The organism is Microcoleus sp. S13_C3, assembly GCF_036700905.1.
Taxonomy (GTDB): domain Bacteria; phylum Cyanobacteriota; class Cyanobacteriia; order Cyanobacteriales; family Microcoleaceae; genus Microcoleus.
In genome coordinates this window covers 12,167-34,775 of the sequence record NZ_JAUBPT010000061.1, presented here as the reverse complement: position 1 = coordinate 34,775, position 22,609 = coordinate 12,167, and the positions used below count along the sequence as shown (strand labels likewise).

16 protein-coding genes and 1 tRNA gene are annotated in these 22,609 nt (G+C 46.9%); 12 read left to right on the top strand and 5 right to left on the bottom strand.

Annotated features, from left to right (window positions below):
* Positions 1-184: 184 nt before the first annotated feature.
* From QUA16_RS17925 to QUA16_RS17915, 3 genes are all read right to left on the bottom strand, one after another.
* On the bottom strand, positions 185-1,648 hold the full coding sequence (locus QUA16_RS17925) for an RtcB family protein (RefSeq protein ID WP_333104760.1): 1,464 nt from the start codon (positions 1,646-1,648) through the stop codon (positions 185-187).
* Between the two features lie 391 nt (positions 1,649-2,039).
* On the bottom strand, positions 2,040-3,875 hold the full coding sequence (locus QUA16_RS17920; RefSeq protein ID WP_333104759.1) for an APC family permease: 1,836 nt from the start codon (positions 3,873-3,875) through the stop codon (positions 2,040-2,042).
* Positions 3,876-3,942: 67 nt separating this feature from the next.
* The gene (locus QUA16_RS17915; protein ID WP_333104758.1) at positions 3,943-4,782 is read right to left on the bottom strand and encodes a prephenate/arogenate dehydrogenase; all 840 of its coding nucleotides are present in this window, start codon (positions 4,780-4,782) and stop codon (positions 3,943-3,945) included.
* Between the two features lie 38 nt (positions 4,783-4,820).
* Between QUA16_RS17915 and QUA16_RS17910 the strand changes: the two genes are divergently transcribed.
* The 11 genes from QUA16_RS17910 to QUA16_RS17860 all read left to right on the top strand — a co-directional run bounded on the left by QUA16_RS17910 (position 4,821) and on the right by QUA16_RS17860 (position 15,551).
* The gene (locus QUA16_RS17910) at positions 4,821-6,383 is read left to right on the top strand and encodes a pentapeptide repeat-containing protein (RefSeq protein ID WP_333104757.1); all 1,563 of its coding nucleotides are present in this window, start codon (positions 4,821-4,823) and stop codon (positions 6,381-6,383) included.
* 96 nt (positions 6,384-6,479) lie between these two features.
* Positions 6,480-8,042, top strand: a complete 1,563-nt coding sequence (locus tag QUA16_RS17905; RefSeq protein WP_333104756.1) for a pentapeptide repeat-containing protein — start codon at positions 6,480-6,482, stop codon at positions 8,040-8,042.
* A gap of 79 nt (positions 8,043-8,121) precedes the next feature.
* The gene (locus tag QUA16_RS17900; protein ID WP_333104755.1) at positions 8,122-9,651 is read left to right on the top strand and encodes a pentapeptide repeat-containing protein; all 1,530 of its coding nucleotides are present in this window, start codon (positions 8,122-8,124) and stop codon (positions 9,649-9,651) included.
* Positions 9,652-9,673: 22 nt separating this feature from the next.
* Positions 9,674-11,182: a helicase C-terminal domain-containing protein gene (locus QUA16_RS17895; RefSeq protein WP_333104753.1), complete on the top strand. Its 1,509-nt coding sequence runs from the start codon at positions 9,674-9,676 to the stop codon at positions 11,180-11,182.
* Between the two features lie 65 nt (positions 11,183-11,247).
* Positions 11,248-11,460, top strand: coding sequence for a DUF2839 domain-containing protein (locus QUA16_RS17890; protein ID WP_333063857.1), 213 nt, complete (start codon positions 11,248-11,250; stop codon positions 11,458-11,460).
* Between the two features lie 125 nt (positions 11,461-11,585).
* Positions 11,586-11,657 (top strand) — tRNA-Val (locus tag QUA16_RS17885).
* 127 nt (positions 11,658-11,784) lie between these two features.
* Positions 11,785-12,585 carry a TIGR04255 family protein gene (locus QUA16_RS17880; RefSeq protein WP_333104751.1) on the top strand — a complete coding sequence of 267 codons (801 nt, stop codon included), beginning with the start codon at positions 11,785-11,787 and terminating at the stop codon, positions 12,583-12,585.
* Positions 12,586-12,589: 4 nt separating this feature from the next.
* Positions 12,590-12,994, top strand: coding sequence for a hypothetical protein (locus tag QUA16_RS17875; RefSeq protein WP_333104749.1), 405 nt, complete (start codon positions 12,590-12,592; stop codon positions 12,992-12,994).
* 6 nt (positions 12,995-13,000) lie between these two features.
* Positions 13,001-13,594, top strand: coding sequence for a hypothetical protein (locus tag QUA16_RS17870; RefSeq protein WP_333104747.1), 594 nt, complete (start codon positions 13,001-13,003; stop codon positions 13,592-13,594).
* Between the two features lie 172 nt (positions 13,595-13,766).
* Positions 13,767-14,729 (top strand): DNA polymerase beta superfamily protein, encoded by a 963-nt coding sequence (locus tag QUA16_RS17865; protein ID WP_333104746.1) that lies wholly within the window; start codon positions 13,767-13,769, stop codon positions 14,727-14,729.
* Positions 14,730-14,789: 60 nt separating this feature from the next.
* The gene (locus QUA16_RS17860) at positions 14,790-15,551 is read left to right on the top strand and encodes a DNA polymerase beta superfamily protein (protein ID WP_333104744.1); all 762 of its coding nucleotides are present in this window, start codon (positions 14,790-14,792) and stop codon (positions 15,549-15,551) included.
* Between the two features lie 291 nt (positions 15,552-15,842).
* On the opposite strand, the gene msrA is transcribed toward QUA16_RS17860, so the two are convergent.
* Both msrA and cobJ read right to left on the bottom strand, forming a co-directional pair.
* Positions 15,843-16,466 carry a peptide-methionine (S)-S-oxide reductase MsrA gene (msrA, locus tag QUA16_RS17855; RefSeq protein WP_333104743.1) on the bottom strand — a complete coding sequence of 208 codons (624 nt, stop codon included), beginning with the start codon at positions 16,464-16,466 and terminating at the stop codon, positions 15,843-15,845.
* Between the two features lie 107 nt (positions 16,467-16,573).
* Positions 16,574-18,349 (bottom strand): precorrin-3B C(17)-methyltransferase, encoded by a 1,776-nt coding sequence (cobJ, locus tag QUA16_RS17850; protein ID WP_333104741.1) that lies wholly within the window; start codon positions 18,347-18,349, stop codon positions 16,574-16,576.
* Between the two features lie 225 nt (positions 18,350-18,574).
* On the opposite strand from cobJ, the gene QUA16_RS17845 reads away from it, so the two are divergent.
* Positions 18,575-22,543: a cobaltochelatase subunit CobN gene (locus tag QUA16_RS17845; protein ID WP_333181275.1), complete on the top strand. Its 3,969-nt coding sequence runs from the start codon at positions 18,575-18,577 to the stop codon at positions 22,541-22,543.
* Positions 22,544-22,609: the final 66 nt, after the last annotated feature.

Here is a 22,609-nt window from a genome sequence, read left to right as displayed (position 1 = left end):
CTTTTCGCCTGTTCCGAACGGGCAAGATGCCCGTTCCACAACTAAGAAATTGTCTTTTAGAACGGGCTTTTCGCCTGTTCCGAACGGGCAAGATGCCCGTTCCACAACTAAGAAATTGTCTTTTAGAACGGGCTTTTCGCCTGGTTTAGACACCAGTTATTGAAAACGGAGAAATAGCCCCAGGCTACGCTTTAAATGTTAACACTGGCTTCAGTTTAGCGACTACACCAACTATTTGTGCCTCAACCTGAACGTCAATTACTGGTTGAATTGGCTTGTAAGCGGCCGGTGCTTCTTCGATTCTGCGTTCTTCGCGCAAGGTAATGCAATCTACGCCGGTTAATTCCAAAGCGAAGTCAGTTTTGTCAGCACCTTTGCGACTCATATCGAAGCGCGATCGCGCCCTTCCTGCACCGTGAGAGGCCGATCGCAAAAATCGATCGTTCCCCGAACCAACCAGCAAATAAGACGGCACGCCCATCGAACCCGGTACAATTACAGGCTGGCCCAAATGTGCGGGACAAGCGCCTTTGCGAGTCACCCAGCCGGCACCTTCACCTAAAGTGATATTGTGAGGCAAATCGTAAACTAAGGGAGCTTCCACATCGCCGAAAACTTGTCGCAAACGCAACCGCAGAAGTTCTGCTAGCAGCAAACGGTTGATAAAACCGTAGTTAGCGGCTGTTGCTTCCGCTTGCAGGTAGCTGCTCACAAGTTCGGGATTTGCTGCGACAGACAGCGGGAAAAGCCGGGATTCAGGATGTTTCAGAGTTTTCTGCCAGGCTTCGCAAGCTCGATCGCGCCACATTCCGCCGATGTATTTGCCGACATTCCGCGAACCGGAATGAATCATGAAAGCGATTTGTCCCGATCGAACACCCCAAGTATAAGCCGTAGCTCGATCGACAACTTCCTCAACCACTTGAATTTCGACAAAGTGATTGCCGCCGCCGATGGTAGCTAAGCCGCCATCCCTGACTAAGCCGTCATTTGGGACTAATTCTTCAGGAGCCCATTTGACATCGCCATTCATGGAACCGCCGAGGAAAGTGCGATTGCACTCTGTCGCCAACTGCTCGAAATCCGAATTAGCCACGCTGCCGGTTGCCTCGTCCCGCAAAGCATCCAGCCATCCGGGAATCCCGTGTTGGAACATCGCGCCAGCAGTTTTTGCAGTCATGCTGACATCGCGAGTACCGAAAAAATAATCGCCTTTGAGCAATTCTACAAATCGATCGCGCTGACTGAGGAATTGTTCGATCGACAAATCCGCAACCTGTAACCGCATTCCGCAGTTGATATCAGAACCGGTAGCCGCCGGAATCACCATTCCTGCTGTTTCTACAATAGAGCCGATCGCCACCCCCGCATCCCCCGGATGGAAGTCAGGAGTAGCGCAGGCGCGGCAAACGCAGCCGCCTTGAGGGTGTCGAACATTCGCCAAATTGGCTAACTGTTTGAGCGCCTTTGCTTCCACAGGAAAACCCTCTGGGAGCAAAACTTCTGCTGTTGGGGCATCGGCATCTTGCCACTGTTCTTTCAGAGAACTATTGAGACAAATCGAGTAGACTTTATTGTCGTAGCTAACATCAAGACCTTGCCGAGATAAAGCTCGCAAAAGCCTGTTCAAGTTTTTTGGCTGCTGCATAAATAGTCTGTTGTGGGTTGCATAGCAACCCCCAAAAGTTGAAGAGATTTTTTAGGGAACAAAAGACTTGGGTTCAGCAGCCGCAATCTTTTTTAAGATCAGTTGAAAGGCAACTTTTCTAATTACTAAATTTTTAACATATCATTTGTCATATGTCAACCCTTTCATTTAATTTTTAATAAATATATATGATTTACCAAGCGGTGTCAGAAACCCGGTTTCTGCCTATAAAAATAACATCCAAACCAAAGATTTTGCGAAGAAACCGGGTTTTTTGGGCCAGCGCGTCCGACCGCCTTCCAATTTTTATTGCGAGGAAGTAGGGGCAATCCCCCGTGGTTGCCCATCCCACAATAACAATTAAAATTGTAAGTTATTTAATTCGCGATCCTTAAAGAAAATACCTAACCGTTGTTACAACCCGACTTTTTTTAGCCCGCAAAGCAGCTTTCAAAAAGAAAGCAGTTTGATTGTGCAGCAGTCCCTCCCACCAATTTCGCGTTACAAAAGCCGGAATGATCAGCGTTAAATATACTCCCGGTCGCTGCTCTTCAAACAAAGCCAAAAAGTGCGTCAAAGCCTCACCAACAGAACGGTAAGGCGATTCCAGAATTTCCAAAGGAATGTCTGACTGCAAATCTTGCCAAGCCGCTTGTAATTTTGCTCGATCGGTCAAACCAATATCTACGTGAACAGCCACAACTTCATCAGCAATTAAACGAGCGTAATCGAGGGCCTCGAAAGTTCCTCGGTGCAACTGCCCGATTAACACCACTGCCGGATGTGTCACCGTCTTAACTTTAGGTCTGCGAAGATAAGACCTCGGTTCTATTCCCTGAATGCTCAAGCGAGCCGCGACATACCGATAGTGTCGGTGAATAGCTAAAAATAGACTAACTACGATCGGAATAGTTACTACGACAACCCAAGCTCCCAAAAGGAATTTTGTAGCGAGAATTACAGCCAAAACTCCCGTTGTTGCCACTGCACCAATACCGTTCATCACAGCACTAACTTGCCAACCTTTACCTCGTTCCTTAAACCAGTGAATTACCATTCCCGATTGGGAGAGAGTAAAAGAAGTGAAAACTCCAACCGCATACAGGGGAAGCACCGAGCTCGTATTGCCTCGAAAGATGATAATTAAAAGAGCAGCGCAGAAGCTGAGCAGATTAATGCCATTAGAATAAACCAGTCGATCGCCCAACAGCGACAACTGCCTGGGCAAGAAACCGTCCCGCGACAAAAAATAACAAAGTCGCGGAAAATCAGCATAACTCGTATTCGCAGCCAACAGCAAAATTAACAGAGTTGCTGCCTGCAAATAGTAATAAAATATACCGACACCAAAAATCTGTTTTCCCAATACAGAAAGGAGCGTTTCATGTTCTGTAGGAATCACCTGATAAATATGAGCCAAGTAACTAATCCCCAAAAACATCGCTCCTAGAATTCCACCCATATAGCTCAAAGTCAGGCGCGCATTTTTCCATTCAGGAGGCTTAAAAGCCAACACCCCGTCTGATATGGCTTCAACTCCTGTCAGAGCAGTACAGCCCGCCGCAAAGGCTCGCGCCAGCAGAAATAATCCCAAAGGTTCCTTAGCTGGAATATTTTGTAATGTCGGCATAACCTGACCTGTTGCCTGTTGGAATAAACCGCAGCCAATCAAAATAAAAATGCCCACGAGAAACGCATAGGTGGGAACCATAAATATATTGCCGGATTCCCGCAATCCCCTGAGATTAGCAAACATGATGAGGACAATAAAAAATAAGCACAGTTCGACTGTGTAGGGGTGCAGCGAGGGAACTGCTGAAGTCAAGGCTGCCACCCCAGCCGAAATACTGACTGTTACGGTGAGGATGTAATCAATCATCAGGGAAGCGGCTGCGATTAAACCAGGATAAATACCCAAGTTTTCTCGCGCCACAAGGTAAGCGCCACCGCCTTTGGGGTACGCTTTAATTGTCTGTCGGTAAGACAGCGCCACGATCGCCAACAGTAAAATAATAATTCCAGAAATAGGCAGCGATAAACTCAAACTGCTACTCCCCGCTAGTAACAGTACCAGCAGAGTTTCTTGAGTAGCGTAGGCAACAGACGAAAGTGCATCGGAAGCCAGAACAGCTAGTCCAGTAGCGTTGCTCAGCCGTTCATGAATAGATGCGCTAGTGGGAAGAGATTCACCCAGTAAAAATCGCTTCAGTCGAGAATAAGCGTACATGGAAACTCAATATATAGGCGTCCACAAATCATAATCTAGACGGGAACGGTTTTAAGTAATTTTTGGATCACAATTTGTAATTCTGTCTCGCTTGTTGAGTCAGCTTCAGCTTGTGTTCGATACCTTGCCAATTTTCGGCTTCGATATCGCTGATGAACTCGTCGAGACTGTCGCGGTAAATAGAGAGCGATCGCAATAATTCCTCTCGATTGTACTTGGCCACCATCACTCCCAGCTCGGGATTGCCGCCCCCAACCCGGCTCGTGTCCCGAAAACCCGAACTCGCCAGATGTTGGGCTAAATTAACAATATCCCGATCGCCCTCTCGATCGCAGGCCGCAACCAGCGTCGCGCTCGCCATGAGTGGCAAATGAGAAATCCAAGCCACAGCTCGATCGTGTTCTTCCGGCTCACATCGGTAAACTTTAGCACCCAGCAACCGCGCAATTTCCTCAACCTTATCCACCGCAAGCGGCGGCGTTTGGGCCTGCGGCGTCACCACATAAGGCCGGCCCACAAACAAATCCGGTATCGCAGCCTCAATGCCGCTTTCAGCAGTCCCCGCCATCGGGTGTCCCCCCACAAAATTCGGCCACAGAGGAGACACAGCCTGCACTATGGGTGTTTTTACGGAACCGACATCGGTTACAATAGTATCAGGGGAAAGATAGGGCACCAACTCTCGGACGATCGGCTCGATCGACCCCAGTGGCGTGCAAATAAAAACCACATCGGCTGCTGCCATCAGAGACAGGTTTATGCTGGCTTCATTGACAACACCGCGAGCTTGCGCCCGATCGCAAGTCTGCTGCCGACTCGAAACCCCAAAAACATTAAACCCGCGCGATCGCAAATCCAGCCCGATCGAGCCACCAATTAAACCCAGTCCTACAATACCGATATTCATAGCAATAAAATGGGGATATTTGATACGGTGCCGCCCCCATGACAGTCGAGGAACTCCTGAAGAAATATGCCGCCGGAGAAAGAAACTTTGCCGGAATCAACCTGACTGAGGCCAACCTCAGCGGCGTCAACTTGAGCGGAGCCAACCTCAAGGGTGCGAATCTGAGTGTAGCAAACCTGAGCGGAGCAAACCTCAGCAAAACCAACCTCACAGGTGCCAAACTCAACATCGCCAGACTCAGCGGCGCCCATCTAGGCGGCGCCGACCTCACCGACGCCGACCTCAACGTCGCTTACCTAGTGCGAGTTGACCTCAAAAAAGCCACACTCACAGGAGCCAAACTGATCAGAGCCGAGCTAATTCGAGCCGAGCTCAGCGGAGCCGAGCTCAGCGGAGCCAACCTCAGCGGCGCAACCCTCACCGAAGCCACCCTTCGAGGAGCCAACCTCGCTCAAGCCAACCTTCGAGGCGCTCACCTCAGCGGCGCGTGCTTGACAGAAGCCAACCTCGAACAAGCCAACCTGCAAGGCGCCGACCTTAGCCGAGCCGACCTCAGCGGCGCCGACTTGCGAGGCACAGAACTGAGACAAGCCAACCTCACTCAAGCCGTACTCAGCGGCGCCGACCTCAGCGGCGTCAATTTGCGCTGGGCAATCCTCAGCGGGTGCAATCTGCGCTGGGCAGACCTCAGCGAAGCCAAATTGAGCGGTGCCGACCTCAGCCGAGCCGACCTCTGCCACGCCAACTTGCTGAATGCCAGCTTAGTTCACGCCGACCTGTCAAATGCCTATCTGATCCGCGCCGACTGGATTGGAGCCGACTTAACCGGAGCCACCTTAACCGGAGCCAAACTTCACGCAGTTTCGCGGCTGGGCATCAAAACCGAAGGCATGACCTGCAAGTGGGTCGATCTGAGTCCCAACGGCGACCACAGCCAAATTTACTGGTTGAACTCGGGAGGAACCCACGAATTTTTTCACGAAACCTTGCCCACAGTTCGGATTGTAATTGACTCGCCCTTAGATCAAGGCGCTCATTTTGCACTAGCTGCAACTTATTACCAAATTGCCCAACAATACCCCAGTTTAAGTCAGCCTCCCACGATCGAAGTCAGCTCCAGGCGCACCGTACTCGCCTTTCAAATGGACAGTGACGATAAATTATTTGCCACCGCTTACGTTGCCATCATTCCTTTTAACGACGCTGCCATAACTCAAAAAAACCTCATAGCTTTGATGAAAATGATTCAATCCCACGATGCAGGCAAACTTAACGTCAAAGAATCTAAACACGTCCAGTTATGCAGCAAAGCTCTCAACCAAGCTATCAGCAAAGTAGACCAAATCAAAATTTCCAGTTCTTTTCCAAAAATCGGCGAAAGCATCAATTTCTTTCAAATTCCAACACAGATGATCTTAATTAATTCCCGCGACCAAAGACTCAGCGTATATCACCACCCCGCCTTCGGCAAGCGCCTGATTAAAAAATACGAGCCAAGTAACTCAACATCGGGTAAGTTAGCCGAAAGCCCAAAATTGGCTCAAGCTAATATCACTAGCATTTTGGATTTTATAAAAGGCTTCCACAATATAGATGTCTAGGCATATTGCATCAAGTTACAAAAAATGCTTATTCTAGTTTAAAGGTTGGCACAACAAAGCTTTGTTCTAGCTAACACATCAGGGAAATTGAAAAGCATGGATGCCGAAGAACTCATCACCAAATATGCAGCAGGAGAAAGAGACTTTACTGCCATCCTCCTTTGCGAGGCAAATCTCAGCAGGATCGATCTCAGTGGGGCTAATTTCAGTGAGGCAATCTTGAGCCTCACCAACATGAGCGGCACCAATCTGTCAAACGCCAACATGAGAAAAGCCAAACTCAATGTTGCCAGACTCAGCGGTGCTAATCTCCACAAAGCCAACCTCAGCGGCGCTATCCTCAACGTGGCTAACTTGATTCGAGCCGACCTCAGCGAAGCCCAACTCGTCGAAGCTACAATGATCAGATCCGAACTGATCCGAGCAAACCTCAGCAGTGCAAACTTGAGCGGGGCAAATCTCAGCGAAGCAGATTTGAGAGAAGCAACCCTCAGAGAAGCCAATCTAGAGCAAGCCGACCTCAGCGGGGCTCACCTTAGAGGCGCTTCCCTAACCGCGGCCAACTTGGAACGGGCAAACTTGCACAGAGCCGACCTCAGCAGGGCAGACTTGCGAGGAGTCAACCTCTGCAATGCCGAACTTAGACAAGCTAATCTGTCTCAGGCCAACCTCAGCGGCGCTGACTTGCGAGGCGCTAATCTCCGGTGGGCTGACCTCAGCGGGGCGAACCTGACCGGCGCTGACCTCGATGAAGCGAGATTGAGCGGGGCCAACTTGTACGGGGCAAATTTGAGCAATGTCAATCTGTTGAACGCTACTCTGGTACACGCGGATTTGACTCAAGCGAATTTGATTCACGCTGATTGGGTGGGCGCAGATTTGACGGGGGCGGCCCTGACGGGGGCAAAAATTTACGCGGTGTCTAGGTTTGATGTGAAAGCAGATGACATTACCTGCGATTGGGTTGACCTCAGTCCTAACGGCGATCGCAGCCACATTCAGCGCTTTACCCCAGAAGAATCTCAAAGGTTTTTCAATGCTACACCGCCGACTGTTCAAATTATTGTCGATCGACCCCTCGACCCGGATGCTAACTTTGTCCTGGCAGCTACCTACCGCCAAATAGCCCGTCAATACCCTGCTTTGAACCATCCTCCCAGTATCGAAGTTAATTCCCGACGCACAATCATATCATTTAGAATAGAGCAGGACGATCAACTATTTCCCACAGCTTTCGTGGCGATTATTCCCTTTAGTGATGCAGCATTTACTCAGAAAAATTTGATGACTCTGATCAAGATGATTCAACCCCAAAGTGGTAATAACCTGGGCGTCAGAGTCTCAAATATGGTAGTGCAATTAAACGTCGCCCTGACCAAAACAATGAGAAAAATAGGGGAAATGAAAATTCAGCCGATTCGCCTCGATCGCGAACCGATGTCAAGTTTTTTCCAATCGCCTACCCAAACTGTACTGGCTAACTCCAGCGCCGAAACTTTGATGATTCACTATCACCCAGATTTTGGCAGAAACTTGACAAATTTGCCCGGAGTCAACAAAACCTCTATCAGTCCTGCAATTAAAGCCCAAAGATTTACCACCCCGCCGCTAAATACGGTCATTGAGTTTGTCAAAAGCTTTTATCAGCTCGGTGAGTAAATACTATAAATTAATTTGAGATAATTTCTATTCATGCCCTATAAAAGTTAGCCAATTGCCCTTTCAGTTAGGTAAAAAAATGGAAGCTGAAGAACTGCTCAAACGATTTGCACTCGTCAAGAGATACACAGAAGGCGACAGAGATTTCACAGGAATGAACCTGAATGAAGCTAATCTCAGCCGCATCAACCTCAGCCAATCAATTTTAAGGCGGGCTAGCTTATTTGTCACCAACCTCAGCGGCGCTAACTTGAGCGACGCTAACTTGAGCGACGCTAACTTGAATGTGGCTAGACTCAGCAGTACCAACCTGTCGCGGGCAATCTTAAACGGGGCGACTCTCAACGTAGCAAACTTAGTCAGAGCCGATTTAAGTGCAGCTCAATTAATCCGAGCATCCCTGATTAGATGCGAATTAGTCCGCTGCGAACTCAGCAAAACTAACTTCAGCGGTGCAAACCTGACTGAAGCAGATTTAAGAGAGGTAAAACTGACGGAAGCTAACCTGTGCGGTGCTAATCTTTCCGGTGCAAATCTCAGAGGTGCTTCGGCTGCTTCAGCTAACTTTCAAGAAGCTAACTTACACGGCGCAGATTTGACGAAAGCAGAACTTAGCGGCGTCAATTTGAGCAATGCCGATATGAGACAAGCTTCTTTGCAACAGGTGAATCTCAGCAGTGCCAATTTGAGCGGAGCTAACCTCAAATGGGCTGATTTGACGGGAGCTAACCTCAACGGCGCCGATCTGAGCTGTGCTAAATTGAACGGAGCTAACCTTAACGGAGCAGATTTAAGAAATACTAATTTAGCAAGTGCTAGTTTGGTTCACGCTGATTTGACAGAAACAAATTTGATTAATGCAGATTGGGTGGGCGCTGATTTGAGGGGAGCAACTTTAACAGGAGCAAAACTGTATTTGGTTCCTCGATGTGGCATCATTGCAGATGATATTACTTGCCAGTGGGTTGACCTCAGCCCCGCTGGCGATCGCACTCTGATTCAACAATTTAAGTCGCAGTCAGAATCGATAAAATTTTTAAGTCACACGCCTGGGTTAGTGCAAATTGTGGTTGACGCACTTTTAGACTACTCAGCAAACAGCACTTTAGCAACAGCTTACAGCGAAATATCTCGGCATTACCGGGCCATGAATTTTCCTCCTAATATTGAAGTCGGCTACCGCCGCACAACTCTAACTTTTAGATTTGAGAGCGATGAGGATTTATTGCCAGCAGCTTTTTTAGCGATTCTTCCTTTTAAGGATGCTGTACAAACTCAGAGAAATATTATGGTTATCGGCAAAAATATCGAAACTCAAAATTTGGAGGAAAAACGAATATTGCAGTTGCGTAAAGCCTTGAGTACAGCTACAAATAAGTTAAATGAGTTGATGAATTTGCTCTCTGATATATCACGGGTGAGTCAGCCAACCAAGTTTTTTGAGTCACCTACCCAAACTATTTTAATTAGTTCGGGACAGGAGAGTTTGATGGTGAATTCTCACGGAAATTTTGGGAAGGGAGGTGCAACTCATCAGGAGAGTAAATTCTGTTTGCCTATCGGTCAAAAAGTAGTTGATTTTCTGGCCAGTTTTGATTATCTTGAGTGAGAAATGTCAATTTTAAAACCGATTGATTGAGGTAGAAGTCCACAACTCATTGCTCCGCTTCCTGCGATCGAACTCCGAGCCGCACTGGCCCCACCATTTAACGATGGCGCGGCTCGTGGCGCGGGCGTTGCGCTTGGGGCGCAGCGCTCTGATCCAAACGGGGCTTCCTGCTGGAGCTTACCGACAGCGGTATCGAGTCAGCTATTTGATGCCGATTTTGATGTGGCCGGAACCTGTGATTTTAGTGGCGCCGACACGGGTGATCGAGCATTTGAGAGCAGTGGAAATTCCGCGTTTGCAAGAGTGGCTGCAAACAGAGGGGTCGATCGACACTTATTCCGATAATGCCACGGGACGAGGATTGATGCTAGCCGATCCAGAGTCTTGGCTGGCGGCTCGCTTGGCGGGGAATTCGGAACTTCACAATAATATTCCGACAATTATCGACGGTGTGGATGACTTGGAAGTTTGGACGCGCCAGCAATTGACGGCGTGTTTGCAACCTGCTGACTGGAATGATTTAATGCAATCTCAGCCTTTGGAAGCCGATGCAATCCTCCAAGGGCGGGTACTGCTAACGCGGGCTTTCTTTCAGCATCCGGCGAAACCAGAGGAGTGCTATTTGCTGGAAACGGCAGAGCAAAATATTTTGCAGGGGCTGTTTGAAAAAATCGAGCCGAATTCCCTGATTCCGGCTGCTTGGAGCAATTTTTGGCAGCGGTGGGAAACAAACGGAAAACTGCGGTGGGCCCAAATTCATCGGGAGGCTGGGTCATTTTCTCTGTTCAGCGCGCCGGTTCAGGTGGCTGAGGTTTTGAGCAAAATTTGGGATTCTCAGCCTGTGGTGTTGATTGGGGGGGCGGTGGATGTGGAACCGAAGGCTCCGATCTTCCGGCAAATGCTGGGACTGCCAGAATTGACGAGCGTTAAGTTTTCGCCCGATCGACAAAGCGAATTAATTCAACTGTACATTCCCAACTGGCTGCCGCTGCCGAATACGCCGGAATTTCAGGGAGTTTTAATGGAAGAAATTCGGACTTTGCTGTTGATGAGCGCGTCGGTGGCGGGTTTAACGGTGCTGATTGTTGGTGATGTACCGCTGAAGGCTCGGCTGGCGGCAATTTTGGCTTCTGAGTTCGGTTCTAGGGTGCAGGTAGAAAAGACTGATGTGGGGGAGAATGCGATTTTGGTGACGGGGTGGGAGTTTTGGCGGGAACATCAGGGGGAATTGAGGGCGCCTCACTTGCTGGCGATCGCAACTTTGCCGCTACCTTCTTTGGAGAATCCTTTGGTGACGGCGCGTGTGGCTTATTATAAGGAGCAGCGCAAGGATTGGTTTCGGTTGTATTTGCTGCCGGCGGCGCTGAATGAATTGCAACGGGCGATCGCGCCGGTGCGAGAACGTCAAGGGGTTGTGGCGATTTTCGACAGCAGGGTGATTCACCGCAGTTATGGAAAGCAGGTTTTAGCGGCTTTGAGTCCTTTTGCGAGGATTGATTATTTGGATACGACTTGGCTGACCCAGGCTTGAGATGACCTGTTGGCGTATAATTTGGTTAGGTATTGAGTTGAAATCTAATTTAGTAGACAAAGATTATGGGTGAAGCTAAGCGTCGCAAAGAGTCGATCGGCGACGAATACGGTAAAGAAGAGCGCATCGTTCCCTGGCTGCCAATCACGAAAACCCAAAGCGAAGATTTTGTGAAGTGGACAAGTCGCGGAAGCTGGATGGGGATTAGTCTTTTGGTGGCTTGGTGGATTGTAGTGCGGTTTGTCGGCCCCTCGGCGGGTTGGTGGCAGGTTAACTGATGCCAGACTCGACAAATGCCTGTATTCTTGGCATTGTGTCGAGTTTAACTGGGAAACAAGCGGCTGATTTTTTAGGAAAAATTTAGTTGCTAATTTGGACTTGGTATGGTATATTAATTATCTGCGGGCAATTAGCACAGTGGTAGCGCACTTCCTTCACACGGAAGGGGTCACAGGTTCAAATCCTGTATTGCCCATATTTTTAAGTTGTAAAATTTGATTGGGAAAAGGCGATGGCATCTATCCTGAATGTAATTCTGTTTGGAAGTAAGTTAAGCTAGAGTAATAGACGCTCTTCAAATTGGTAATGGATACTTTGAAAAAATGAAGCTCCCAAACTATGAAAGAGTAATTTATGAGGACAGCCCCCTAATTGAGGTTATTGCTCAACTTAGATTTCCAACTATCCTGAAAATTGCCAGCCAACAGCCTGTAGACTTTCAAGATAGTATAAGGTTTGAATACCCAATTTTTGAAACTTCTAGAAATTTGCAGATCCCGGTTGAGCTATCTAATCTTTTAACCCAATTCACCTCTAATTTTACCAGTGACTTGACTTCAATTGACTTGACTTATCAATTTAAGTCAGAAGACTTGAGTTGCCAGATATCTTTAGACAAAAACTCTATAACGCTTGCTACGACAAAGTATGAAAGATATGAAAATTTTATTGATAAATTTAAACGCGCTGTAGAACTTTTTGAACAAATATATAATCCCTCTTTTTATTCACGAACAGGACTAAGATATCGTGATTTAATTATTAGGTCAAAACTAAATATCAAAGACAAAGAGTGGCATGAATTAATACCGCAACATATTGCTTCTGAACTGTATACACCAGAAGTAGCAGATTCAATTCAAAACTTTGTTAAAAATTTACAGCTAAAAACTGAATTCGGTCAAGTTAATTTTAATCATGGGCTTGTTAACGTTAGGGACACAGAAAAAGGTATAGATGAAACAGCTTATTTATTAGATACTGATTTTTTTACTGAGGATAAAGTAGAAAGGAGTGAAAATGCCTGGAAAATACTCGATAACTACAACCATACAGCCAGAAATCTCTTCCGCTGGGGTATCACGGAAGAGTTGCACAGAGCAATGCGACCTCAACCAATATAATCCTATGCACGTAACAACTGGTGGTACTCAAAGCAAAAATATAATTGGACAAAGGTATGAAGTTTTACCCACTCCTGCTCAGACGCAGTATCGGCACACATTAGCATCTGCTACTCCTAGCTTAAAAATCGAAGTTTCCATCGAATCACCTATTAGTGGTGAATGGTTTGGTCAATTCAATCAAAACACGATCGCTTGGGTTAAGTGCTTAACGCTACTCAATCTGCTTTTTGCTAACACTCCAGAAGGATTGCAAGAAGCATCTGACGTGCTTGAACAAATGGTGGAATATTATAGTGACTGTCGGTCTGATTTAGGACAAACTACCTTACCTCAAGAATTAGGATTACTTACTGGTAGCGTATTACCTAGCGAAGTCAGACCACCTTTAGTCCTAGATTTTGAGTAGCTAACCATGCGTAAACCTTGGATTTACAGAGCCTCGAATGACAAAGAGGCTCTTAGACAAGGGGAAATTCTGACTGGACTTATACAGATTAAACCAGTTCCAAGTGAATCTTCTCCAGACCTCGATCAAACTCAGTTTAAACCTATTGTTCATCCTTATGCAATTATTGTCACTCAAAACTGTGATTTAGATTGGGACTATAGCGCTAGGCAAAATCGAGATAAGCCTAATAAGTTATTAAATTCTGTACTTTGTTGTCAAGTACATACAGCTCAAGAAATTCGCTCCGACAAAACAGTCCAGCTCAATTCAGCAGATTGGAATTTAGTAAAATCTAATCGTTATCAACAGTACCATTTTTTGGAAAAAATACCTCTAGAACGTGAATCATGTCAGGAAGGCATACCAGAATTAACAGTGGATTTTAAAAAAATTTTTGCGATAGATGCTGATTTCTTATACCATCAAATAAATAATAATTTTGCTAAACGACGTGCTGTGCTTGAAAGTCCATATTTAGAAGACTTTTCACATCGTTATCATGACTTTCATGGGCGTGTAGCACTTCCTGCACAACATGAAAGTGAAAAGGGGGTATAAGCTAAAGCGAAAAATTAAGCAGCGATAAAATTAGAGAACTTTTTGCTTTTTCGCTAAACAGAATTCTGTATGTAGCTGTCCTTTTCCGAATTGCTATAAATTCTCGCTTGAATTTTGTATTACAAATACACTACACTAACATTGTAGCTCGTGCCCCGCAGGAGGTTTCCTCATGGCAAATGCCAATATTTCCCAAAATTTCAACTTAATCCTACCCGCAGGAACCCAAATTGTCACCAGAATCGAGGTCAAAAACCCCGCCAGCGACCAATCTTGGAAACCGGGATTAGTAGGTGTCATCGTTCAATCGCCTACGGACAATTCCCACGCATATTTAGTCCAACTCCCAGACGGAACACAAGTTAGTCTGCGGCGGCACGAACTCAGTATCCGCAAGCAGTTTCAGAGCGAAGGATTGCATTCAGGAGGAGATTTTCTTGCAGAATACAACCTCTATGATTCTGTAATTTACCGCTGCATTCTTGGTTCTAGAGCCTACGGTCTTGATAACGAGCAATCCGATACAGACAGACGCGGGATTTACCTGCCGCCGGCAATACTTCATTGGTCGCTTTACGGCATTCCAGAACAATTGGAAAACAAGGAAAATCAGGAATGCTATTGGGAACTGCAAAAGTTTCTAGTTTTGGCACTAAAAGCTAATCCAAATGTGCTAGAATGTTTGTACACGCCTTTAGTAGAAACTGTTTCTCCTGTAGCGCAAGAATTGCTGGAAAATCGGGAAATGTTTCTTTCTCAATTGGTTTATCAAACTTACAATAGCTACGTTTTGTCTCAATTTAAAAAAATGGAGCAAGACCTCCGCAATACCGGGGAAATTCGTTGGAAGCACGCGATGCACTTAATTCGCTTGTTGCTGTCAGGAATTACGGTGCTAAAGGAGGGGTTTGTACCCGTTCGGGTGCAGGATTATCGATCGCAACTTTTATCTATCCGCAACCAAGAAATATCCTGGGATGAGGTGAATCGCTGGCGGTTGAGTTTGCACGGTGAGTTCGATCGCGCTTTTGCTGCAACTTCCTTACCGGAACGTCCTAATTACGAGAAAGCTAATCTGTTTTTGATTAAATCTCGTAGAGGCGCGATCGAAATCGGGAATTTAATCGGCGATTGAATCGGCGATTGAAATCGCTTCTATACAAACAAAGTCCGCCTACGCGGACTGAAGAAAAATATGATAGAATACATCTCTAATCTCGCTAAAATTATTTCAGTTCAACCTTATCCGCTGCTGTTTGCGACTGTCAGCGGTTCGCACTTATACGGCTTTCCTTCCGCAGATTCTGACTTCGACTTGCGGGGAGTACACATTTTGCCGCTACCGAAAGTAATTGGGCTGATTTCTGGAGAAGAAACAATCGAAGTTTCGGAAGTTCGGGAGGGAATGCAACTCGATTTAGTAACTCACGATATCAAGAAATTTTTTGAGTTGCTGTTGAAGCGCAACGGGTACGTGCTAGAACAACTGTATTCGCCACTGATAGTTTACACTACAAAGGAACACGAAGAATTAAAGGATATTGCCTCTCACTGCATTACCAAGCACCACAGCCACCATTATCTCGGTTTTGCTAAAACTCAATGGAAATTGTTTGAGAAAGAACGCCCGCGTCGGGTTAAGCTGCTGCTGTACGTTTATCGGGTGTTGCTGGCTGGGATTCACTTGATGCAAACGGGGGAAGTCGAGGCGAATTTGGTGAAACTTAACGATAAGTTCCAGTTGTCGTATATTCCGGATTTGATTGCTAGAAAGCTGGGCGGGGAGGAAAAATCAGTGCTGGAAGATACAGATATAGAATTTTATCAGCAAGAGCGCGATCGGCTAATTAATATATTAGAAGATGCAAGTTTTACAAGTCATTTGCCGTCCAATTCTAATGCAAAGGTTGCGCTTAACGATTTTCTGTTAAAGGTGAGAATGTCATCTGTGAAATAAGCTATTTCATGTCTAATTTGCATGCTGCGGACGGGCGGGACGCCCATCCCACAATAGCTGGGTAAAATTAGTCGTCTGGTGCAGCCGTGCACCCTACAGATTAGTCGCTAAATATTATATCATGCCCGGTCGAGGGGCCGCGATTTTTGTAGGGGCGGGTTTACCAACAATACCTGCCAATAATTGACCATCTCAAAAACCCGCCCCGACCGAGACATTATTGTTAATCGATCGGACCAGATATTAGTCGCGGACGGGCGGGACGCCCATCCCACAAGAGTTATGTAAAATTTAATGTCGGATTCGGGAGACTATTTTCTCTAATTTCTCGCATCCGGCTGCAGACAAACCAAAATCTCTAATTTCCCCTTTGAGATTGGAGAAACTGCCGAAGCCCGCGACGTAACCGTTGACTCTTGCTGCTACAGTGGAGTTAACAAACTTAGTGCGATCGAATTCTTGCATCAGTTCCGGTTCCTGACGCAAATAATATTTTTGATGGTAATCCTCCGCCCAATAAAACTGGGTTAAAGGCTGAATTAATGTATAAATTTCGCCGCCATTAGCTTTTTCGCGATCGAGTTTTTGTTCAACACATTGCTTTTGTGATTCACTGCGATAGAAAACGGCATCCATGTACTGGCGAGACCAACTAGGAGATTGCCGGGGATTGTGACTTCTCCAGAAAATCTCTAGCAGTTCTGCATAGGAAATTTGCGATCGCTCGAAATCTATTTCTACCGCTTCAATATGATTCCCTATGTTATGATAAGTCGGGTTTGCTGTAGTCCCGCCCGCATAACCGACGCGAGTTCGCACGACTCCTTCGATAATTCCAAACTGCGCGTCGGGAGACCAAAAACAACCAAGTCCAAATGTAGCTGTTTCTATTGTTTCTGGTATTTTAGTGTTCATTGGTGGCTGGTTGTGTGAAGGAGATTTTTTTTATTAACCGCAGAGGGCGCAGAGGGCGCAGAGAAAGAGATAAGAGAGAAATGTTGTTTTTGACAAATCACTTGGACTTATTTTTCATACCTGCGCGGCGTATAAACCCAAACATCTCCATATTTGCGGGGAATAATCCGAGTCTGACTCGAACCGACAATCACTAAAGTTCTCATGTCTGCATCTTCCGGCTGGAATTCGCCGAGGGTGCAAACGCGCACAGATTGACCTGGCCGGCCGAGGTTTCGCCCTAGTACGACGGGGGTTTTAGGATCGCGACTTTGCAACAAAATCTCGATCGCCCTTCCGAGTTGCCAAATCCGCTGTTTCGAGATGGGATTGTAAAATGCCATAACTAAATCGGCAGCAGCAGCAGCCGCAATCCGCTGTTCTATGACCTCCCAAGGCTTGAGAATATCTGAAAGCGAAATCACGCAAAAATCGTGTCCGAGGGGTGCTCCGATCGCAGCAGCGGCTGCCTGCATGGCTGAAATGCCCGGTGCCACCCGAATATCAATGCCTTGCCATTCGGGTTTGGCATCAGAGTCGATCGCCTCAAACACCGCTGCAGCCATCGCAAAAATACCCGGATCTCCCGACGAAACGACGGCTACAGATTTGCCGGATGCTGCTAAATCTAGGGCAAAACGGGCGCGATCGATCTCTTCGCGGTTGTCGGAATCGTGCCGATTTTGCCCTTCCCGCAGGGTTCCAGCTAAGTCGAGATAAAATTTGTAACCCACCCAATCCGTGGCTTCGCGCAGAATTTCCTTAACCTCCGGGGACATCCAGGGCGCGCCTCCGGGGCCGGTACCGACGATCGCCAGTTTGCCGCGGCTAATTCCGATCGCCCTAGCATCAAAGGGTTGGGCGGCCAGGGCGATCGCGCAATTCACGGAGTTTGGGCGATCGGACTCGATTAAGTGACTGTTTGCACCGGCTGCTGTCAGGGCAATTTGTGCGGCCTTATTTTCAATTAATTCAATTGAGTCTAATTCGACAAGTTCGGAGAGATTGAAAAATCGGACGGGGACTTTAAAATATTGTGAAACTGCTTCAAGTGCCGGATTTCCCATCTCCTCTTTTAATGCAAAAAATCCGGCAACGGAAGCTGCTGCTAAACCTGCATTTTCCAAGGCTTGCTGGACAAATGAAACCGCTATTTCCGGCTCAATATTCGATAGCTTTGTGAGTGCAACTGCCACAATTTGCGGATGGTAAACTAAACAATCGGGCGTTGGCGCAATTGCTTTTTCGGTGACGCGAATAGTCAATTTTGCGTCGGGGGCGATCCTCTTCGAGGGCTTCGCTAACGGCAAATTGCTCTCGGAAAGCCAGCTTGCAGCCCCTTCTAGGCGTACTTTTTCCCCGGCGAGCAAATTTGAAATAAAAGTCTTCGCGTCCTCTGGATTCGCTAAATAATAGCCTTGGGGAGGACTCAGCAGCGCGGTGCGAAACCGGATATCTCCGGTGGTGGTAATTGCAGGTTGTACGCCGAGGGCTGCTGCAATCTCTCTGGCCAAATCATTAACGCCGTGCAAACCGCCCAACAGCGGTACGACGGCGCTTCCGTCTTCTGCGACGGCTAAAACTGGCGGTTCGGCGCGTTTGTCTGACAGCAGGGGGGCGAGGGTACGGATGATTATTCCGGCGGCGCAGATGGCGATGATTGGGGTTTCTGTGGCAAATAATTCCCGCAATGTTTCGCCGAAGTTGCTAAAGTTGATGTCTGTGTTGGAAGTGCGATCGATTAAACCGTAAATCTGGGAACCGGGGAAATGTGCGGAGATTTTTTGGGCGATCGGCTGGCTGTTTTGACCTAAGATAACTATTGCGGGAGGAACTCGAACCATTTTAGATTTTAGATTTTAGATTTTAGATTTTAGATTTTATGAGAGTTGCGACGGAAATTAGGAATTGATAATTGATAATTGGTAATGTAGGGGCGGGTTCGCCAATGTCTGCAATACAACACCAGAAATCTACTAAACCCGCCCCACCCCCACCGAGGATGCTATCTAATATAATATAACCTAATTGAAACAGGCTACAATCAATAAATATTTCGAGGTTTGGCTGTGAAACGCATTGTCTTAATTGCAGGGTTTGAATCTTTTAATGCTGATTTGTACCGGAAAGCTGCCGAGTTGGCTGTTTCTGGCTGTCAGGGATTGGAAGTGCGGGTTTTTAGCGATCGCGCCCTCGCAGACGAACCCGACGCTGTAGCGGCTGCCCTCTCGAATGCTGATGTGTTTTTCGGGAGTTTGCTGTTTGATTACGATGCGGTAATGTGGCTGCGAGAAAGGGTGCAGAATATTCCGATTCGCCTGGTTTTTGAGTCGGCTTTGGAATTGATGAGTCTTACTCAAATCGGTGCTTTTAAAATTGGCGATAAACCGAAGGGAATGCCGAAGCCTGTTAAGTTTATTCTGGATAAGTTCAGCAATGGGCGAGAAGAAGATAAGCTGGCTGGTTACATCAGCTTTTTGAAGGTGGGGCCGAAGTTATTAAAATATGTGCCGGTGCAAAAAGTGCAGGATTTGCGAAACTGGCTGATTATTTATGGTTACTGGAATGCGGGCGGGGCGGATAATGTTGTCTCGATGTTTTGGATTATTGCCGAAAAGTATTTGGGGCTGAAGGTTGCAGAAATTCCGCCGCCTGTGGAAACTCCCAATATGGGTTTATTGCATCCCGATTATAATGGTTATTTTGAATCGCCTCGGCAATATTTGGATTGGTATCTCGGTAATCAAAGTGCTAGGGGCGGGCAAGATGCCCGTTCCACACAAGAGGCTAGACATCTTGATAGAAAGGGTTATAACGGGCCAGATGCCCGTTCCACAAAACTTGAGACTAATTTGTCTGAAAATTTAGACCGGGTTTCTAACGGGCAAGATGCCCGTTCCACAAAATTTGAGACCAATTGGTCTCAAAAAGTGGAGGGAGGAAAATCCCCTGTTGTGGGCATCTTGCTTTACCGCAAACACGTTATCACCAAGCAGCCTTATATTCCTCAATTGATTCGCTATTTTGAAGATGCGGGAATTGTGCCTTTGCCGATTTTTATCAATGGCGTTGAAGGCCATGTGGCGGTGCGAGATTGGATGACTACTGCTGATGAAACTGGGCGCAGAAAAGAAGGCAATATTGAAACTCTTTCGCTTTCTAAAGATGCTGTGGAAGTTGATGCGATTGTTTCTACTATTGGCTTTCCTTTGGTTGGCGGGCCTGCTGGTTCGATGGAGGGTGGAAGGCAGGTGGAAGTTGCTAAGCGGATTTTAACTGCTAAAAATGTACCTTATTTTGTGTCCGCACCTCTGCTGATTCAGGATATTCATTCTTGGACTCGTCAGGGGATTGGAGGTTTGCAAAGTGTGGTATTGTATGCTTTGCCTGAGTTGGATGGCGCGATCGATCCTGTTCCCCTGGGCGGTTTGGTGGGTGAGGATATTTATCTGGTGCCCGATCGCGCGAAACGCCTGACAAGTAGAATTAACAATTGGGTGAAACTGCGGCAAACTCCGCCATCTGAAAGGAAAATTGCGATTATTCTCTACGGGTTTCCTCCCGGTTACGGTGCCGCGGGTACGGCTGCTTTATTAAATGTACCGAAATCGCTGCTAAATTTCCTGCACAAACTTCAAGCAGCAGGTTATACAGTTGGAGAAATTCCGTCTGACGGTGAGGAGTTAATTCGCATGGTGAAAGAGGCGGATGAAGCTACTTGTGACGGGCAAGATGCCCGTACCACAAAAGAGACTGTTAATGTCAAAACTTTAGAAAAATGGCTGGGATATCTGTTAACAAGTCGTATCGAAAAACAGTGGAAATCTTTAACTGGTACTGGCATTAAGACAGAGGGGGACGAGTTCCAAATCGGTGGCATTCAACTGGGCAATGTTTGGATAGGTTTGCAGCCGCCCCTGGGAATTTCGGGCGATCCGATGCGCTTAATGTTCGATCGCGATTTGACGCCTCACCCTCAATATGCTGCTTTTTACAAGTGGCTGCAAAATGATTTGCAAGCTGATGCTGTGGTTCACTTCGGAATGCACGGCACTGTTGAATGGTTGCCGGGATCTCCTCTGGGAAATACTGGCTATTCTTGGTCGGATATTCTGTTGGGAAGTTTGCCGAATCTTTATATCTATGCTGCCAACAATCCCTCGGAATCGATGTTAGCAAAACGGCGCGGTTATGGTGTTTTGATTTCTCACAATGTGCCGCCCTACGGCCGCGCTGGCTTGTACAAGGAATTGATGGCTTTGCGGGATTTGATTGCGGAATATCGGGAAGATACGGCAAAGAATTATGTGCTGAAAGAGGCTATTTGCAAGAAAGTTTTAGATAGCGGTTTGGAGGCTGATTGTCCGTTTGATGATGCTCGAAAGTTGGGTATTGCTTTTAGTTTTGAGAATGTGGGAATGTTCAGTGCTGATGCTTTTAACCGCTATTTGGTGAAGCTTTACGAGTATTTACAGGTGGTGGAATGTCGCTTGTTTTCTTCTGGTTTGCACGTTCTGGGGGAACCGCCTAATTCTGAGGAAATGACCTCTTATCTTGAGGCTTATTTTGGGGAGAGGTTATCACAGGAACAGGTGAAAGCAATTGTTTGGCAAACCAGCACAGGCAAGATGCCTGTGCCACAAACCAGCACAGGCAAGATGCCTGTGCCACAAACCAGCACAGGCAAGATGCCTGTGCCACAAGAGGGGTTGGGTGGGGTTTTTGAGGAGGGCTTGCTAGTTAGGGATTTGTTGTTGCAAACGACGGATGAGTTGACTAATCTTTTGCGGGGTTTGAATGGGGAATATATTCTGCCGGCACCGGGTGGGGATTTGTTGCGGGATGGGGCTGGGGTGTTGCCAACTGGTCGGAATATTCACGCTTTAGATCCTTATCGGATGCCTTCTCCTGCTGCTTATGAAAGGGGGCGCGAAATTGCTCGGAAAATTATTGAGAAGCACGTTAAAGAACAGGGTAAATATCCTGAGACTGTGGCGGTGATTTTGTGGGGTTTGGATGCGATTAAAACCCGGGGCGAATCTATTGGAATTCTGCTAGAATTGGTGGGGGCTGAACCTCTTAAAGAAGGTACTGGTCGCATTGTTCGCTATGAATTAAAACCGTTAGCTGATGTCGGTCATCCCCGGATTGATGTGTTGGGAAATCTTTCGGGTATTTTCCGAGATAGCTTTGTGAATATTATTGAATTGTTGGATGATTTGTTCGTGCGGGCGGCGGATGCGGATGAACCGGAGTCGGAGAATTTTATTCGCAAACACGCTTTAATTTTGCAGGCAAAAGGTGTGCAGAATTATTCCGCAAGGTTGTTTTCTAATCCGGCTGGGGATTTTGGTTCTTTGGTTAACGATAGGGTTGTGGATGGTAGTTGGGAATCGGGGGATGAGTTGGGGAAAACTTGGGAAAGTCGCAATGTTTTTAGTTACGGGAGGAAGGATAAGGGGGAAGCGAGGCCGGAGGTTTTGACTCAGTTGTTGCAAGGGTGCGATCGCATAATTCAAGAAATTGATTCTGTGGAATACGGTTTGACTGATATTCAAGAGTATTATGCGAATACTGGCGGTTTGAAGAAAGCCGCAGAAAAGCAGCGTGGCAAAAAGGTTAACACGAGTTTTGTAGAAAGTTTTTCTCAGGATACCACTCCGCGCAATTTAGAAGATTTGCTGCGCTTGGAATATCGAACTAAGTTGCTAAATCCTAAGTGGGCTAACGCGATGGCCAATCAAGGTTCTGGCGGCGCTTATGAAATTTCGCAGCGGATGACGGCATTAATTGGTTGGGGCGGAACGGCTGATTTTACTGATAGTTGGGTTTACGATCAGGCGGCTGATACTTATGCTTTGGATGAAGAGATGGCGAAGAAGTTGCGGGAGGCAAATCCTGAAGCTTTTCGCAATATTGTAGGGCGAATGTTGGAGGCTAACGGGCGGGGTTTTTGGCTGCCGGATGCGGATAAGTTGCAGCATTTGCGCGAGTTGTACGAGTTAACAGATGAGAAAATTGAAGGGGTGACAGTGTAGTGTTTTTAGTTAACTGGTTCCTAGGCTCTGCCTGGGAACGAGTAGAAATTTCTCAGGTGCAAGTTT